The organism is Nocardia sp. NPDC050175 (assembly GCF_044459885.1).
Taxonomy (GTDB): Bacteria; Actinomycetota; Actinomycetes; order Mycobacteriales; family Mycobacteriaceae; genus Nocardia.
The window spans coordinates 1,213,369-1,229,102 of the sequence record NZ_JBITJI010000001.1; the positions used below are offsets into that span (position 1 = coordinate 1,213,369).

Below are 15,734 nucleotides of genomic sequence, written 5' to 3' on the forward strand. Positions count from 1 at the left end.
TTAGGCCTGGTCCGCCGCGCTCGCGAATTCCTCGTCCGGGATGTCGACCGGAAGACGCTCGGCGAGCTTGTATTTCAGGGCCGCCGCGACCAGAGCCGCGAACAGCGGATGCGGGCGGGTCGGCCGGCTCTTGAGCTCCGGGTGCGCCTGGGTGGCGACGAAGAACGGGTGCACGTCGGCGGGCAGTTCGACGAACTCCACCAGGTGCCCGTCCGGCGAGGTGCCGCTGAATCGCAGCCCGCTCTTGGCGATCCGGTCACGGTAGGCGTTGTTCACCTCGTAGCGGTGCCGGTGCCGCTCGGAAACCTGCTCGCTGCCATACGCCTGCGCGACGACGGAACCCTTCGCCAGAGTGGCCGGATAGGCACCCAGCCGCATGGTGCCACCGAGATCGGCCTCACCCGCCACGGCCTGTTCCTGATCGGCCATCGTGGAGATGACGGGATGCGGTGTGTCCGGCTCGAATTCGGCCGAGTTGGCCTCGGCCAGACCGACCGAACGCGCCGCCTCGATGACCACGCACTGCAGTCCGAGGCACAGCCCGAGCAGCGGGATACCGCGAGCGCGGGCGTAACGGATGGCGCCGACCTTGCCCTCGATACCGCGGATACCGAAGCCGCCGGGGATCAGCACCGCGTCCACGTCACGCAACGCGGCCTGCGCACCGGCCGGGGTCTCGCACTCGTCCGAGGGCACCCAGCGGATGAGCACCTTGGCCCGCGAGGCGAAACCGCCCGCGCGCAGCGCCTCGGTGACCGAGAGGTAGGCGTCGGGCAGGTCGACGTACTTGCCGACCAGCGCGACCTCGACCGTCTCGCGCGGCGAATGCACCCGGTCGAGCAGATCGCCCCACACGGTCCAGTCCACGTCGCGGAACGGCAGCCCGAGCTTGCGCACCACGTAGGCATCCAGGCCCTCGCGATGCAGCACGCGCGGGATGTCGTAGATCGACGGCGCATCCGGAGTGGAGATGCACGCGTCCACGTCGACGTCACACATCAGCGCGATCTTGCTCTTCAGCGCCTGCGGCACCTCGCGGTCGCAGCGCAGGATCAGCGCGTCGGGCTGGATGCCGATATTGCGCAAGGCCGCCACCGAGTGCTGAGTCGGCTTGGTCTTGAGCTCACCCGAGGGGGCGAGATAGGGCACCAGCGAGACGTGCAGGAAGAAAACGTTGTCCCGGCCGACATCGTGACGGATCTGGCGAGCCGCCTCGAGGAACGGCTGCGACTCGATATCGCCGACGGTGCCGCCGATCTCGGTGATGACCACGTCGGGAGTCTGATCGTCGGCATCCGGCGCGCTCATGGCGAGCACCCGGCTCTTGATCTCGTCGGTGATGTGCGGGATCACCTGCACCGTGTCACCGAGATACTCGCCGCGACGTTCCTTGGCGATGACTGTCGAATAGATTTGCCCGGTCGTGACATTCGCGTCCCGGGTCAGGTCCCTGTCGAGGAACCGCTCGTAGTGACCGACATCCAGATCGGTCTCGGCCCCGTCCTCCGTCACGAAAACCTCTCCATGCTGGAAGGGGTTCATGGTGCCGGGATCGACGTTCAAATACGGGTCGAGTTTCTGCATCGTGACGCGCAGTCCACGCGCCGTCAACAGCTGACCGAGGCTGGAGGCGGTAAGACCTTTACCCAATGAGGAGGCGACTCCACCGCTGACGAAGATGTGCTTCGTGGCCGTTCGCGCCTGATTCCGTGTATGACCCACGGGTCTTCACGGTAACACGGATCAGGCGTCCAGTTCTAACGCCACGCACGTTTGCTGTGTATATGCCGCGCGGGCGCGGCGGGGTCGCGGCCCCCTGGTGTCTCGCTGCCGAGCGGCCGAGACTCGCGCCTGCGGCGCATGCGCTTCGGCCACTGGGCAGCGAGACGGGCCGCGACCGGCGCTCGCAGAACTCGCGCGTTGTGGTCGGGTGAGATTTGCGAGGCACTGCTTTGTGCACATGCGTCTATCGCGGCGCGGACGCCAATGTGAGGGAGGTCGCCTTCTCGCCGGTGCCGTATCGGCCGGTGCCGCCGTTCAGTTGCTCGCTCAGTGCGAGCACGGTGGTGACGCGGCCGATCTCGCGGTCGAGGTTGTCGACGGTGCTCACGGAGGTGGCCAGCGGGCCGTCGGAACGGACGATGGCGAGTGGTCCTGGGTTCTCGGCCGCGCCGGAGCGTCCGGCGAGTACGACACCCGCGCCGCGTCCGCGCAAGGCACCGGCGAAGCGCGCGATGTTCGCGCCCTGACTGTTCTCGCCGGACTTCGCCCCGTTGCCGGTGATCACGACCGCCGATTGGGCCGGGCGGACCGGGGTGTCGCCATAGGCGAGGAAGCCGCCGCCGCGCAACGTTTCCAGGACCAGGCCGAGTTCCTGTGGGGTGCCGCGGGTTTGCCCGTTGGCCGGATCGAGCAGCATGACCATGCCGAGGAGGTCGCCGGCCATGCTGCCCTGATCGACTGCGCCGGTGCGCAATTGGGCGCCGGCGGGGATGACGTTGGTGACCGTGGTGCGCATCCGGTCGCCCTCGGTGGCGTCGACGAAGGCGTCGGTGAGCGAGATGCGGCCGGTGATGGTGGCGCCGGAGGTTTCGAGGGACTTGGTCACGCCCTCGATGTCGGCGGGATCGGCGTCGGGGGTGGTGAACACCGCGACGGTGCGATCGGTCAGGGTGCCGCCGAGGATGCGGCCCGCGGCGCCCGCGATGAAGCGGTCGGCCGCGTTGAGCTGATCGGTGAGGCGCCGGTTCTGGTCCGAGACCGTGTCGACCTGTTGACGCAGATCCGATTTGTCCGCGCGTAGCCCGGACAGCAGATCCGCCGCCAGCGTCTGCGAGCCGAGCACCACGCCGATGGCGAGGGCCAGGAAGATCGCCACGATCGAAACGGCGTGCTGACGTAACGAGATCATCGTTCTCCCTTGGTCATTTATCGCCCGCACCGACGAGGCCCTGCGCCCACAGCGCGAACCGGTCCCAGGTGTCGGTGGCCCAGGCCATGGCGTCGGTGCCGGTGTTGGAGGCGAGCAGCACCACGATCACCGCGATCAGGGCGGCGAGCACCACCAGTGCGATGCCGATGCCGGAGACCCGGTTTCGGTACAGCGTGGCGACGGCCTTGGCGTCCATCAGCTTGGTGCCGAGCTTGAGGCGGGTGAGGAAGGTCGCCGGGTTGCTCTCCCGGCGGCTGCGGTCGAAGAAGTCGTCGAGGGTGGCGGCGGCGCCCGCGGTGACGATCAGCGACGCGCCGTGGTGGTGTGCCAGCAGCAGCGCCAGGTCGGCGGGTGCGCCGGAGGACGGGAAGGTGGTCGCGCCGATGCCGAGGTCCTGGATGCGTTCCAGGCCCTTGGCGTGGCCGTCGGTGTCGGCGGGCAGGATCACCTCGGCGCCGCATTTCAAGGTGGCGCTGGTGATCTCGTCCGGGTCGCCGACGATGAGGTCGGGCCGGTAGCCCTGCTTCATCAGGGTGTCCGCGCCGCGGCCGACGCCGACCATGATCGGCACGTACTCCTTGATGAACGGCTTGAGCCGCTTGAGGTCCTCGGCGTGATCGGGGCCGTCGGCCACCACGACCACGTGCCGGTGCTTCATCGACAGTTCCAGCTCCGGCACGCCGATGCCGTCGATCAGCAGCGCGCTCTCGGTGCGGATGAACTCGATGGTGTTGCCCGCGAACGCCTCGAGGTGGTCGGCCAGCCCGTTGCGGGCCTCGATCATCCGCTCGGCGATATCGGAATCGGTGAGCTCGATGCCCTTGACCAGGACCTCGGGCTCCTTCTTGATCACCTTGTCGGCATAGACGACACCCTCGTCGATGCGGACCTTGACGCCATCCTTGATCTTGCTGAACGCATCCGAGCTCACCGTGTCCAGCAGCAGGATGTTGTTCGCCACCAGCACTTCCGGGCCGAGATTGGGATAGCGGCCGGAGATCGACGGCGAGGTGTTGATCACCGCGACCACCCCCGCCTCGACCAGCCGATCGGCGGTGAGCCGATCCAGGTCCATCTCGTCGAGCACGACGACATCGCCTGGTCCGACCCGTTTCAGCAGGCGCCGGGTGTTGCGATCCACCCGGGCTATCCCGGAGAGGCCGGGCAGCGTTTCGGTGTTCCTCGACAACAACGCCAGCATCTTCATGGCCCCGATGCTGCCCGCAAACCCTCAACCGTTGGTGGAGGCGCGCCGTCGGCCTACCACATACATCACTGTGACAACAGTGACACGATGCACGACACGCGGAAGAACTCAGTGCGGCGCGTCAAACGTGGCGGGCGTCACATAATGGCCGCTATCGCGCGCGTCCGGCGAGCAGGACCGCTACCGTTTCGTTACCGTCGACCAGCCCCGACGACAGTTCGACGAGACGTGACAAAGGACGACTGCGTGATGTGCCTCGAAATAGCCAGGGAGACCGGGCTTTTGCGCCGAAGACCAGACATTTCTCCGATTTCGCCAGGTTCTGGACATTGCCGACAAATGCGGTCGATTCGATGAGCAGGCACCGGACTCTCGATGCCGATCGGCGATTTGTGGCCGATCTGCGCGATTCGGACAGCGGTCAGCAAAGTTATGGCTACTCGCCGGGGCGGGCCGATTCGTGGCCGCCGCTGGATGACTCGTGGTCGTCGGATGAGCAGTGGGCGGCCGAGGATCAGTGGGCTGCGGATGATCAGTGGGCGCGGCCCGCGGACCAGTGGCCGTCGATGGATGATCAGCGGGCACGGTCGAGCGATCGGCGGCCGTCAGCGGATCAGCGGACGCGGCAAGGCAATTCGTGGCCGTCCACGGATCGACGGACGCGGCCGGGCAATTCCTGGCCGTCCACCGACCAGCGGACGCGGCCCCGCGATTCGTGGCAGGCCGCCGATCAACCGCCGCAGCCGGACAATTCGTGGCAGGCCGAGGAGTCGTGGGCACAGTCGAGTGACGACTGGGCGCGATCGGCCGACCCGCGCCCCCTGGCAGATCCGCAGCCATCCCCCGTCGCCGACCTTCCGGTTCGACCCAAGCGCCGCGGTGGCAAGCATCGGATGCCCGCACCGCCCGCCGCGCTGAAGGGCCGCGCCGCCATCATCGCGGTTGCCGCCGGTGCGCTCGTCGCCGCCGGACAGAACTTATCGACCAGCAACGACAAGCCACCCGTGGAAGCCGTGGCCCCCATGGCGCTCGGCCAACCGCAGGCTCAGACCATGGAACCGGCCGCCGCCGAGCCGGGACTGCTCGACGAAGGACCCGTCGACCTCGGCCAATTCAGCGACATCCTCAGCAACGGCAGCAAGGTCGCCGACGAAATATCCGCCGAGGCCGCCGCGAAACTGCGCCCGCTGTTCATGAAGTTCACCTCCGGCACCTTCACCTCCGGCTACGGAATGCGCTGGGGCGCACTGCACCCCGGCGTAGACGTCGCCGCACCCATCGGCACCCCGATCGTCGCGGTGGAGGACGGCACCGTCATCAGCTCGGGCCCGGCCGAGGGCTTCGGCATGTGGGTGCGACTGCTCGGCGACGACGGCACCATCACCGTGTACGGCCACATCAACACCTCACTGGTCAACGTCGGCCAACGCGTAATGGCGGGCGACCAGATCGCCACCGTCGGCAACCGCGGCGAGGCCACCGGCCCGCACTGCCACTTCGAGGTCTGGCTCAACGGCACCAACCGCATCGACCCCCTCCCCTGGCTCGCCACCCGCGGCATCAGCCTCGGCCAAGAGCGCGACTGACTTCGTACGGTCATCCACGACGCGAGGTAGTCGACGATACGTCGAGGCAACTGTCTGTGACACCGGTTACATCGGCTGAGGGCTCTCCAAGGTGATACCTATATGCTGCCCGTCACAGGTAACTCGAAGAGGAGACCCCATGGCCAGCACGACTGTCGACGCCGTCATCGCCGCCCCGCGCGATGTGGTGTATCGGCTCTTCGCCGACCGCGAGAGCATCAGCCCGTACCTTCCGATCCAGGTCAAGCTGACCAAGCCCGGGCTCACCGAGCGTGAAGGGGTCGGCGCGCAGCATCTGCTCGGGGTCGGCCCGGTCGGCGTCACCGAGGAGATCACCAAGCTGGTGCCCGGTGAGCGGATGGAATACAAGATCGTCAAGGGTGCCCCGGTGAAGCGGCACGTCGGCGTGGTGACCTTCACCGACGCCGACAACGGCACCCTGGTCTCCTACACAATGGAGTCCGAGCCCAGCCTCCCCGTGCCCGCCAAGGTCCTCGAGTTCGGCCTGAAGAACCTCATCACCCAGTTCATCAAGGCCGCCCAGAAGGCCGTGCGCTAGTTCGGCCGACACACCACCCGCAGCCGCACGACTTCTGATCCCCCGCACGCAGACTCGCCGCCCTGACACGCGTGCGTATGTCAGAAGGCGTGCGGCTGTGGGACGTGTTAGACGGTCGCGCCGGACTTTTCGGTGCGGGCGAGGTCGAGGAGTTCCTCGGCGTGGGCTCGGCCGGTTTCGGTGTCGTCGAGACCGGCCAGCATGCGGGCCAATTCGATGACGCGCTCGTCCTTGGTGAGGGCGTGTACGCCGCTGTTGACCTTGCCCTTGCCGTCGTCGGACTTGTCGACCACCAGGTGGGTGTCGGCGAAGGCGGCGACCTGGGGCAGGTGGGTGACCACGATGACCTGGTGGGTGCGGGCCAGGCGGGCCAGCCTGCGGCCGATCTCGACCGCCGCCCGCCCGCCGACGCCGGCGTCGACCTCGTCGAACACCATGGTCGCGCCGTGATCGGAGCTGGCGAGCACGACCTCGAGGGCGAGCATCACCCGGGAGAGTTCACCACCGGAGGCGCTCTTGCTCAACGGAAGTGACTGCGCACCCGAGTGCGCGGACAACCGGAACTCCACCTCGTCGATGCCGGAAGACCCGGCGTGCACGTCTTTTCCGTCGATGGTCAGCGGCGCGGAGTCCTGCGGTCCCGCGGGCATCGGCCGCACCTCGACCTCGAGCCTGGCCTTACCCATGGCCAGACCGCCCAATTCGGCGCTCACCGCCGACCCGAGCTTGCCCGCGGCCTTCTTGCGCGCAGCACTCAGCTTGCGCGCCGCCTCCCGGACCCGCTCGGCCGCGATATCGACCTCGGCGGCCAACGCGGCCAGGGTTTCCTCGGAGACGTCGAGCGAGCCGAGTTTGGTGCGGGCGTCCTCGGCCCAGGCAATCACGCCGTCGATGTCGGGCGCGTACTTGCGCGTCAGTGATTTGAGCTCGGCCTGGCGGGTGAGCAGCGAGTCGAGGGCACCGGGATCGGACGGCAGATCCGAAAGGTAGCCGCTGAGTTCGGTGGTCAGATCCACCACCACCGCGATGGCCTCGCCGAGCCGGGGACCGAGCGCGGTCAGCGCGGGATCGTCGGCCGAGTCGATCCGGGCCAGCGCGGCACCGAGCAATTCCAGTGCGCCCGAACCCTCTTCGGGCGAATCGACAGGCCCGGCGAGCGCGTCGTGCGCGGTCGTCGCGCCCTCGCGCAGCGAATCGAGATCGCTGAGCCTGCGCACCTCGTCGACGATGCGCACGTCCTCACCGGGTTCCGGTGCGATGGCGTCGATTTCGGACAGCGAATGCTGCAGCCGGTCCGCCTCCTGCGCCAATTCCCTACTGCGCGCGGTCCGTTCGAGCAGTTCGGTGCGGGCATCCAGCCAGGAGCGGCGCTGCACAGTGTATTTGCGCAGCAGCGGCCCGACGGTCTCGACCGCGAACTGGTCCAGCGCGGACAACTGCTGATCAGGGCGCTGCAAGCGCAGCTGATCGTTCTGGCCGTGCACCGTGAGCAGCGACGCGGTGAAATCGGCGAGCACCGAAGCCGGTACACCACGCCCACCCAGATGCGCGCGGGAACGACCATCGCTGCCGACCGTGCGGATCGCGATGATGCTGCCATCGTCATCCTGTACTGCCGCAGCCGATTCCAGCACCTGCGCCACTTCCGCGCGGGCAGCGTCGTTCACGTCGTCGACGGTGAATCGGCCCTCCACGACGGCACGATCGGCACCGAGCCGAACCCGGCCCGCGTCGGCCCTGGCACCGCTCAGCAGGTGCAGGCTGGTGACCACCATGGTCTTGCCCGCACCGGTCTCGCCGGTAAGAACAGTGAGACCCTCATGGAATTGCGCAGTGGCCGTAGAAATAACGCCAAGGCCATCAATCCTGATCTCTGTCAGCACTGGTCCTCACCCACCCCGCCGGCTCCGCCGGCTGCCGTCCCCGGGCTGCTCTCCGTCCGCCGTCGGCCACGCCAGCCTGTCACGGGCAATTGGAACTTGCGCACCATCCGGTCCGCGAACGGCGCGGAGTCGATCCGCACCCAGCGCACCGGCTGAGCACCGCGGACCGCTTCCAACCTGCTGCCGCGCGGCAGTTCGACGGTGCGCCTGCCATCCAGGAAAACTATCGCATCGTGTCCGGTCGCCGCGCATTCCACCGCGATCCGCGAGGCCGGACTGGTCACCAGCGGCCGCGCGAACAACGCGTGCGCATTACTCGGAACCACCAGCAGCGCTTCGAGTTCCGGCCACACCACCGGCCCGCCGGCGGAAAATGCGTACGCGGTGGAACCGGTGGGAGTGGAGATCAGGATGCCGTCGCAGCCGAACGACGACACCGGCCGCCCGTCCACCTCCAGCACCAGCTCCAGTACGCCTATCCGCGAGGCGTTTTCGATGCTTGCCTCGTTCAACGCCCAACCGGTCTGCACCACCTCGTCGTCCACCCGGACGGTCACGTCGATGGTCATCCGGTCCTCGATGCGGTAGTCGCCCCGAACCACGTGTGCCAGCGCGTCATCCAGGTTCTCGGCCTCGGCCTCGGTCAGAAAACCGATGCGGCCCAGGTTGATTCCCAGCACGGGCACGCCCGCCGGGCGGGCCAGTTCCGCGGCACGCAGGAAGGTGCCGTCGCCGCCGAGTACCAGCGCCAGCTCGCAGCCGACGGCGGCCTCCGGACCGTGCTCGACCACGCGCACCGGATAGCCGCCCGCCGCGGCCTCGAACCGAGTATCGACGGCCTCGTCGGCCAGCACCCGCAGGCAGATGCCCGCATCCGCAAAGATCTTCGCCACCCGATGGGCGGTCTCGATGATCTCCGCCCGGCCCGGATGTGCCACCAGCAGGATCTCTCGGCCACCGGACCTGGTCGCGTTCACTGTGGACCCTCCTCAACCGCACGCTCGACGAGAGCAGCGACTCGCTCACCGTCGTCCACCGGCTGCCCGTCCTTGCGCAACCATACGAAGTATTCGACATTGCCCGACGGGCCCGGCAACGGGCTCGCCACTACGGCCTCGGTGCGCAGGCCGAGCGCCGCCGCCGCGGTCGCGACATCGCGGACCGCCTCGGCGCGCAACGCCGGGTCACGCACCACGCCACCGGTGCCGACACGGTCCTTGCCGACCTCGAACTGGGGTTTCACCATCGGCAGCAGGTCACCACCCGGCGCGGTGCACGCGGCCAGCGCGGGCAGCACCAGGCCGAGGGAGATGAAGGACAGGTCACCGACGACCAGTTCGACTGTGCCGCCGATGGTTTCGGTGGTGATGTTGCGCACGTTGGTGCGATCTACCACCCGCACCCGGTCGTCGTTCTGCAGCCGCCAGATCAGCTGGCCGTAGCCGACGTCCACCGCGATCACCTCGCGGGCCGCGCGCGACAGCAGCACATCGGTGAAGCCGCCGGTCGACGCACCCGCGTCGAGGCAGCGCTTACCCGCGATGGTCAGCCCGGCGGGCTCGAAGGCCTCCAGTGCGCCGAGCAGCTTGTGTGCGCCGCGAGAGGCCCAGGACACCTCGTCGGGCTGCTCACGGACCAGCAGCGGTGTGCCCGCCTCGACGGCGGTCGCCGGTTTCACGGCGACCGTTCCAGCTATCAGGACGCGACCGGCCCCGATCAGCTCGACCGCGTGTTCCCGCGATCTCGCCAATCCGCGGCGAACCAGTTCGGCGTCCACGCGCGCGCGTCTGGCCACCTCAGATCTTGTCCACCGTGGCCAGTGCCTGCACGAGCACGTCGTGCGCCTGCTCCAGGATGCGGGCGCGGCGGGTGATGTCCGTGCCGGATTCGGCGCCCTCGGCCGCGGTGGGTGAGCCGGGCCAGCTGGTGCGCGTCGCGAGTTCGGTGAGCAGGGCGTCGATCTCGCTGCGGATGCGCTCCGGGTCGGCCGGCTGCGGGTGCCCTGGTCCGCCAGGCAGATGCTGGCCGGGCAGCGGGGCCCCCGGGCGAGGGCCGTTCGCGCCGGGCATACCTGGGCCGGTGGGGCGGGGCATGGGAATAGTCATCGTGGCGTCAACGCTATCGGATTTCCGAACCAGACGCGCGTACCGTCACGGCTCGTCCCGGGTTGCGCCGCAACCGGTCGGCCAGGTGCGCGGCGAGGTCGCTCGGGTCGACGTCCGTTTCGGCGGGTATCGGTGGATAGTTGAGCGCATCCAGTGACTCGGCGACGTAGGTGGGGATGGACTCGGCGGCGGCATCTTTCAGCTCGTCGAGGGTGCTGACGCCGGTCAGGACCAGCAGTGATTCGAGGCCGACGGTGTTCGCGCCTTCGATGTCGGTGTCGAGGCGATCGCCGACGACCAGGGCACTGCGGGTTCCGGCGCGCACGAGGGCGTCTTCGAGCAGAGGTGCGTAGGGCTTTCCCGCGACGATCGGTTCGCGATCGGAGGCAGTGCGCAAGGCCGCGACCATCGATCCGTTGCCCGGCGCGAGGCCGCGCTCGTTCGGCAGGGTCTTGTCGGTATTGGCCGCGACCCACAGTGCGTCCGCGCGCAGGGCGTAGGCCGCTTCCGCGAGGTCGGCCCAGCAGGTCTGCGGTGAATGTCCTTGTACGACAGCGGCGGGCGGCGTGTCGTCGAAGCGGCGGATGGGGTGCAGACCCACCGCAGTCACCTCGGCGGCCAGGTCATCGGAGCCGATGATCAGCACGGTCGCCCCCGGCTCCAGCTGTTCGGCCAGCAGCCGCGCAGCGGCCTGCGCGCTCGTCACCACTTCATCGGTGGTCGCGCGGAAACCGAGTTCGGTGAGATGCGCAGCAACCGTCTCCGGTCCCCTGCTCGCGTTGTTCGTGACATACATCAGCCGCTGCGCGGCCCCGTCATCGACCAACGCCTCCGGCGCACCCTCGATCACCGCGTCGCCGCGATACAAGGTGCCGTCCAGATCCAACAGCAAGGCCTCATAGCGATCTCGTAGGCGCTCCCTCCGCGCCGACTTATCCAAAGTCTCCAACTCCGGCACCCCGCATGTTCCTCATGTCTTCCATATCGTTGCCCTGTACAGCGCCGAACTTTGCATCCGCCGGACGCCTGCCACCACGCCGAGGCAGTGGCTTCGGCCGGTCCGAGACATCCGAACACTACGCCAGCAGTCCGACAGGAAACGCATGGCACCGACCCACCCGCGCATGCTCACATATGCCGCAGCGGACAACATCTGGTGTTTCGCGACAGCCCAAGGTGCCCAACAACGACGAACGGGACATGACGGCGGCTCCTCTCTCGATTCGCCGCCCTCATGTCCCGCTGGGCATGTCTCGTGTATTAACCAGTGACGCAGTTGCCCTGGCCGTCGGCCTTGCCTGCCTTCGGCGACATGATGCCGGGGAGGGAGCAGTCCGTGTCCTTCGGCATCGGGACGAACTGAACCACGTCTTCACCGGGCTTGTGGCAGGTCGCCTTGGCGGAGACGCCGCCGGGCAGGTTGATGCTTTCGGTGTATTCGAAGCCCGCGTCGGCGCAGGCCTTCTTGGCCTGATCGCCGTAGTTGGACGGCTCGGCGTTAGCCGAAACGGTGCCCATCGCAGTCAGCGCCGCGGCGGCCAAGCCGACGAATACAGTGACCCGAATACAACTCATCGTGCATCTCCTTGAAATCAGACAGTCCCGTAATGTGTCCCCGACCCATACCGCGTCGCCGACCCGAAGTCAGCACACCCGTAGCGATTTCGCGCCACGAACACTACGCGGTCCGCCCAACCATAGTTGGGCATTCGGTCGAAGAGATCAACGGGCACAACGAATCCCGGTGAGTGGCCGGACAAGCCAAGAGACTGGTCAGCACGCTTCGGTCCTGATCTCGCTTGCGGCGACGCGCTCGAAAATCAGTGGAACAGCGCCGCTGTGTGCCATTACCGTGCTGACGAACCGAGCCGTCTAGCCGAGGACATTCCGCTGTACACCCTGTGAGACCTCCCCAGCACTGAAGCGCCGCACATGTGCGCCGCGCTGCTTTGTGCTGCTCACCTCTCACTGAAACCGGTGTACTTCTATGCTCGAAAACTGGGTGGTCGTACCCACCTGCCTGCCACTTGTTCGCCGCCGCTGTCACGCGTGCTCGTCCGAGCGTTTCCGAGCCAGTGGCAAATTTCGCGTCAACGCCAACCACAAGCTCATCGACGCCTGGCTCCTCGCGCTCTGCATCGGGTGCGGAGAAACTACGAAGCTCACGATCCTGGATCGAATGCATGTCCGTTCCATCCGACCTGAGCTGCTGGACCGGCTGCATGACAACGACCCTGGCCTGACAGCTGAGCTGCTCCAGGATCCAATCGTGCAGCGCCGCAATCACATCGCCCTCGACTGGGACAACACCTGGCGCCTCGACACCGGCGGATCGGATCAGCCGGCGGACGAGGCGGTCGACGTCTCGGTCGGCTTCGCGGCGCGGATCCCGGTCCGGCCGGTACGACTGATCGCCGAAGGCTTCGGCTTTTCGCGAGCCGAAGTCGAGCGACTGCTCGCCAAGGGCAGTCTCGTTTCGGCAGTCCGGCTGAGCGGCAAGCTCTCGGGCGATTTCACCTTCACGCTCAAGCGCTGAGCCATCCTCAAGACTGCGGCCTTGTCCGGAGATTCGCCGGACAGGCCGTAGTCACCGGCTACAGCTCGAGGTCGTCGGCGGGGTGGGTACCGCCGGTCAGTTCTTCGACGCGCTCTTCTGCGTCGATTTCGCCGTCGAGGTCCGGCGGAGGCGGCGTTGAGGAACCAGGTCAGGCCCTCGTCAGTCTCGTTCCGTCAGTCCGGCTCAGCGGCAAGCTCTCGGGCGATTTCACCTTCACGCTCAAGCGCTGAGCCATCCTCAAGACTGCGGCCTGTCCGGAGATTCGCCGGACGGGCCGTAGTCACCGGTAAAGCTCGAGGTCGTCAGTGGGGTGGGTACCGCCGGTGAGCTCTTCGGCGAGTTCTTCTGCGTCGGTTTCGCCGTCGAGGCCGGCCTCGGAACTACGGCCTGCCCGAAGAGATTCGCCGGACAGGCCGTAGTCACCGGCTACAGCTCGAGGTCGTCGGCGGGACGGGTGCCGCCGGTGAGTTCTTCGGCGCGTTCTTCTGCGTCGGTTTCGCCGTCGAGGTCGGCGGAGGCCGAGTTGAGGAACCAGGTCAGGCCCTCGTCGGTGCGGCCCGCGGCGACGAGAGCGTCGGCGTAGGCGTAGAAGAGGCGCGCCGCGGCGGAACCCGTGCGGGACGGGTCCAGTTCGGACGTCTGCAGGGTGACGACGGCTTGGTCGTATTCGCCGAGGTCCATTCGGGCACCGGCGACCACGATGCGCAGTTCGGTGGCTTCGTCGCCGGTGAGGGCACGGGCCTCGTCGCTGCGGCCGAGTTCGATGGCGCGTTCGGGACGGCCGAGACCGCGTTCGCAGTCGGCCATGACCGCGAGCAGGCCGGAACCGCCGGACATGCGGCGGGCGGTACGCAGCTCGGAGAGTGCTTCGGCCCATTCGCCCGCGTGATAGGCGGTGACGCCCGCGGTTTCGCGAACCACGGCGATGCGGCCCGCGCGTTGCCGAGCGGCACGGGCGTGCGCGAGGGCCAGGCGTGGATCGTCATCGATCAGCTTGGCGGCCATCACCAGATGGCGGGCCACGGCTTCCGCGTTCGACTTGTCCAGGCTCAGCAGGTCGCGACGGACAGCGGGCTCCAAGTCGGCCGGCTGCACGTCATCGGGAAGATCGGGCTCCTCGGGACGCGGCGGACGCCGATCCTGCGACCGATCACCACCCACACCACTGCGAGCACCTTCGCCCCCACGACGCCGATCATCCGGCCCGTTCCCCCGCGAATCGCTGCTGCGATCAAACCCGCCACGACCAGAATCGCCGCCACGCTTGAACCCACCACGATCACCGGAGTCGGAACGGCCACCCGAGTCGCCACCACGATTGAATCCACCACGGTCACCTGAGCCACCGCTGCGGTTGAAACCACCGCGATCGCCCGAGTCACTGCCACGGTTGAAACCGCCACGATCGGCAGACCCGCCGCTGCGGTTGAAACCACCACGATCACCGGAGGCACTGTCACGGCTGGAACCGCTACGGTCACCGGAACCACTGCCACGGTTAAAACCACCACGATCGCCCGAATCGCTGCCGCGGTTGAAACCGCCACGGTCACTGGACCCGCTGCGGTTGAAACCACCACGATCACCGGAGGCACTGTCACGGCTGGAGCCGCTACGGTCGCCCGAATCGCTGCCGCGATTGAAACCGCCACGGTCACTGGAACTTCCACGGTTGGAATCGCTGCGTCCGGTCGAGTCGCCACCGCGCTTGAAACCGCCGCGCTCCCCCGAAGCATTGTCGCGGTTAGCGCCGCCGCGATCGTTGGAGTCGCTGCGGTTGAAACCGCCACGACTGCCCGAATCGCCACTGCGATTGAAACCACCACGGTCACTGGAACCACCGCTGCGGTTGAAACCGCCGCGATCGCCCGAGTCACTGCCGCGTTTGAAACCGCCACTCTCGCTGGAACTTCCGCGGCTGGAATCGCTGCGCCCGGTCGAGTCACCGCTACGTTTGAAGCCGCCACGGGCGCCTGAATCACCGCCGCGGTTGAAACCACCACGGTCGCCGCCACTGCGGTTGTCCGAATCGCCACCGCGGTTAGAGCTGCCGGAATCGCCACGGTTGTTGAAGCCGCCGCGGTCGCCTGCGCTACCGCGCGAGCTCGAATCGCCGCTGCGGTTGAAGCCGCCTCGGTCGCCGGAGCTGGGACGGTCGCTGGAATTGCCGCGCTGGGCCGAGTCGCCGCGCTGGCCGAATCCGCTGCGTCCGCCTGCGTCGCCGCGACGGTCTGCGCCGCCGGAGCTGGAGTCGTTGTTTCGTTTGAAGCCGCCGCGCTGGCCGCTTTCGCGGTCGGGGCGGTTCTTGGCGGAGTCGTTGCCGGCACCACCGCTGCCCTGAGCTGGGCGATCGGATCCCTCGCCGCGCGGGGAGGACTTCCGGTCGTCGTTCTGTTCCGACACGGTGATCCCTTTCTGAGGTCCGCAAGAGTGGTCGGGGCCCCACAAATTCAATCACGTGTCTTGGTGGGGGCCTGACACGGCAGCATCACAATGTGCTGAAACGACGATAGGGGACCCAGAATCTGGGTCCCCTATCGCGAAGGATGTTCCGGCGGTGTCCTACTCTCCCACACCCTGTCGAGTGCAGTACCATCGGCGCTGGCAAGCTTAGCTTCCGGGTTCGGAATGGGACCGGGCGTTTCCCTACCGCTATTGCCGCCGTAACTCTATGAAACTATCCACAGCAGCGCTGACACCAACAGGTCGGCAAACCCCCACAGGATGGGGAATTCGCAGACTCAGGTGTCTGCCGCAGTGTCTGTGTGTTGTTTCAGATACTGCACAGTGGACGCGTAGCTTCTTTGTTGGTAAGTCCTCGGCCGATTAGTACCAGTCACCTACACCCGTTACCGAGCTTCCAGTTCTGGCCTATCAACCCCATGGTCTGTGGGGGGCCTTAACC

The 15,734-nt window shown here is 67.3% G+C and carries 12 protein-coding genes, 2 rRNA genes and 1 pseudogene; 3 read left to right on the forward strand and 12 right to left on the reverse strand.

What is annotated here, in order from left to right:
* From ACIBK2_RS05505 to steA, 3 genes are all read right to left on the reverse strand, one after another.
* Window positions 1-1,722, reverse strand: a complete 1,722-nt coding sequence (locus ACIBK2_RS05505; protein ID WP_379292098.1) for a CTP synthase — start codon at window positions 1,720-1,722, stop codon at window positions 1-3.
* Window positions 1,723-1,966: 244 nt separating this feature from the next.
* Window positions 1,967-2,911 (reverse strand): copper transporter, encoded by a 945-nt coding sequence (locus tag ACIBK2_RS05510; protein WP_396963963.1) that lies wholly within the window; start codon window positions 2,909-2,911, stop codon window positions 1,967-1,969.
* A gap of 13 nt (window positions 2,912-2,924) precedes the next feature.
* Entirely contained in the window at window positions 2,925-4,139 is a 1,215-nt protein-coding gene (gene steA / locus ACIBK2_RS05515) for a putative cytokinetic ring protein SteA (RefSeq protein WP_396963965.1), read from the reverse strand.
* Window positions 4,140-4,705: 566 nt separating this feature from the next.
* Here steA and ACIBK2_RS05520 point away from each other — a divergent pair.
* Together ACIBK2_RS05520 and ACIBK2_RS05525 are read left to right on the forward strand one after the other, a co-directional pair.
* On the forward strand, window positions 4,706-5,725 hold the full coding sequence (locus ACIBK2_RS05520) for a peptidoglycan DD-metalloendopeptidase family protein (protein WP_396964054.1): 1,020 nt from the start codon (window positions 4,706-4,708) through the stop codon (window positions 5,723-5,725).
* Between the two features lie 139 nt (window positions 5,726-5,864).
* Entirely contained in the window at window positions 5,865-6,284 is a 420-nt protein-coding gene (locus ACIBK2_RS05525; protein ID WP_357389908.1) for an SRPBCC family protein, read from the forward strand.
* A gap of 107 nt (window positions 6,285-6,391) precedes the next feature.
* Here the strand turns inward: ACIBK2_RS05525 and recN are convergent, their stop codons facing one another.
* The 6 genes from recN to ACIBK2_RS05555 all read right to left on the reverse strand — a co-directional run bounded on the left by recN (window position 6,392) and on the right by ACIBK2_RS05555 (window position 11,847).
* Window positions 6,392-8,167: a DNA repair protein RecN gene (gene recN / locus ACIBK2_RS05530; RefSeq protein ID WP_396963968.1), complete on the reverse strand. Its 1,776-nt coding sequence runs from the start codon at window positions 8,165-8,167 to the stop codon at window positions 6,392-6,394.
* A complete protein-coding gene (locus ACIBK2_RS05535; RefSeq protein WP_396963970.1) occupies window positions 8,161-9,144 on the reverse strand; it encodes an NAD kinase in 984 nt (327 codons plus the stop codon). Before ACIBK2_RS05535 ends, recN begins: the two co-directional genes overlap by 7 nt.
* A complete protein-coding gene (locus ACIBK2_RS05540; protein WP_396963972.1) occupies window positions 9,141-9,962 on the reverse strand; it encodes a TlyA family RNA methyltransferase in 822 nt (273 codons plus the stop codon). Before ACIBK2_RS05540 ends, ACIBK2_RS05535 begins: the two co-directional genes overlap by 4 nt.
* 1 nt (window position 9,963) lies before the next feature.
* Entirely contained in the window at window positions 9,964-10,272 is a 309-nt protein-coding gene (locus ACIBK2_RS05545; RefSeq protein WP_396963974.1) for a hypothetical protein, read from the reverse strand.
* A 13-nt stretch (window positions 10,273-10,285) separates the two neighbouring features.
* The gene (locus tag ACIBK2_RS05550; RefSeq protein WP_396964056.1) at window positions 10,286-11,221 is read right to left on the reverse strand and encodes an HAD-IIA family hydrolase; all 936 of its coding nucleotides are present in this window, start codon (window positions 11,219-11,221) and stop codon (window positions 10,286-10,288) included.
* 311 nt (window positions 11,222-11,532) lie between these two features.
* Window positions 11,533-11,847, reverse strand: a complete 315-nt coding sequence (locus ACIBK2_RS05555) for a hypothetical protein (protein ID WP_396963976.1) — start codon at window positions 11,845-11,847, stop codon at window positions 11,533-11,535.
* A 412-nt stretch (window positions 11,848-12,259) separates the two neighbouring features.
* Between ACIBK2_RS05555 and ACIBK2_RS05560 the strand changes: the two genes are divergently transcribed.
* Window positions 12,260-12,808 (forward strand): DUF1062 domain-containing protein, encoded by a 549-nt coding sequence (locus ACIBK2_RS05560; protein ID WP_396963978.1) that lies wholly within the window; start codon window positions 12,260-12,262, stop codon window positions 12,806-12,808.
* 447 nt (window positions 12,809-13,255) lie between these two features.
* Here the strand turns inward: ACIBK2_RS05560 and ACIBK2_RS05565 are convergent.
* The 3 genes and pseudogenes from ACIBK2_RS05565 to ACIBK2_RS05575 form a co-directional block, all read right to left on the reverse strand.
* Window positions 13,256-14,233 (reverse strand): annotated as a pseudogene (locus ACIBK2_RS05565) (hypothetical protein); the annotation flags it as partial.
* Between the two features lie 1,145 nt (window positions 14,234-15,378).
* Window positions 15,379-15,495: ribosomal RNA gene (gene rrf / locus ACIBK2_RS05570) — 5S ribosomal RNA — on the reverse strand.
* Window positions 15,496-15,635: 140 nt separating this feature from the next.
* A 23S ribosomal RNA gene (locus ACIBK2_RS05575) occupies window positions 15,636-15,734 on the reverse strand; the annotation flags it as partial.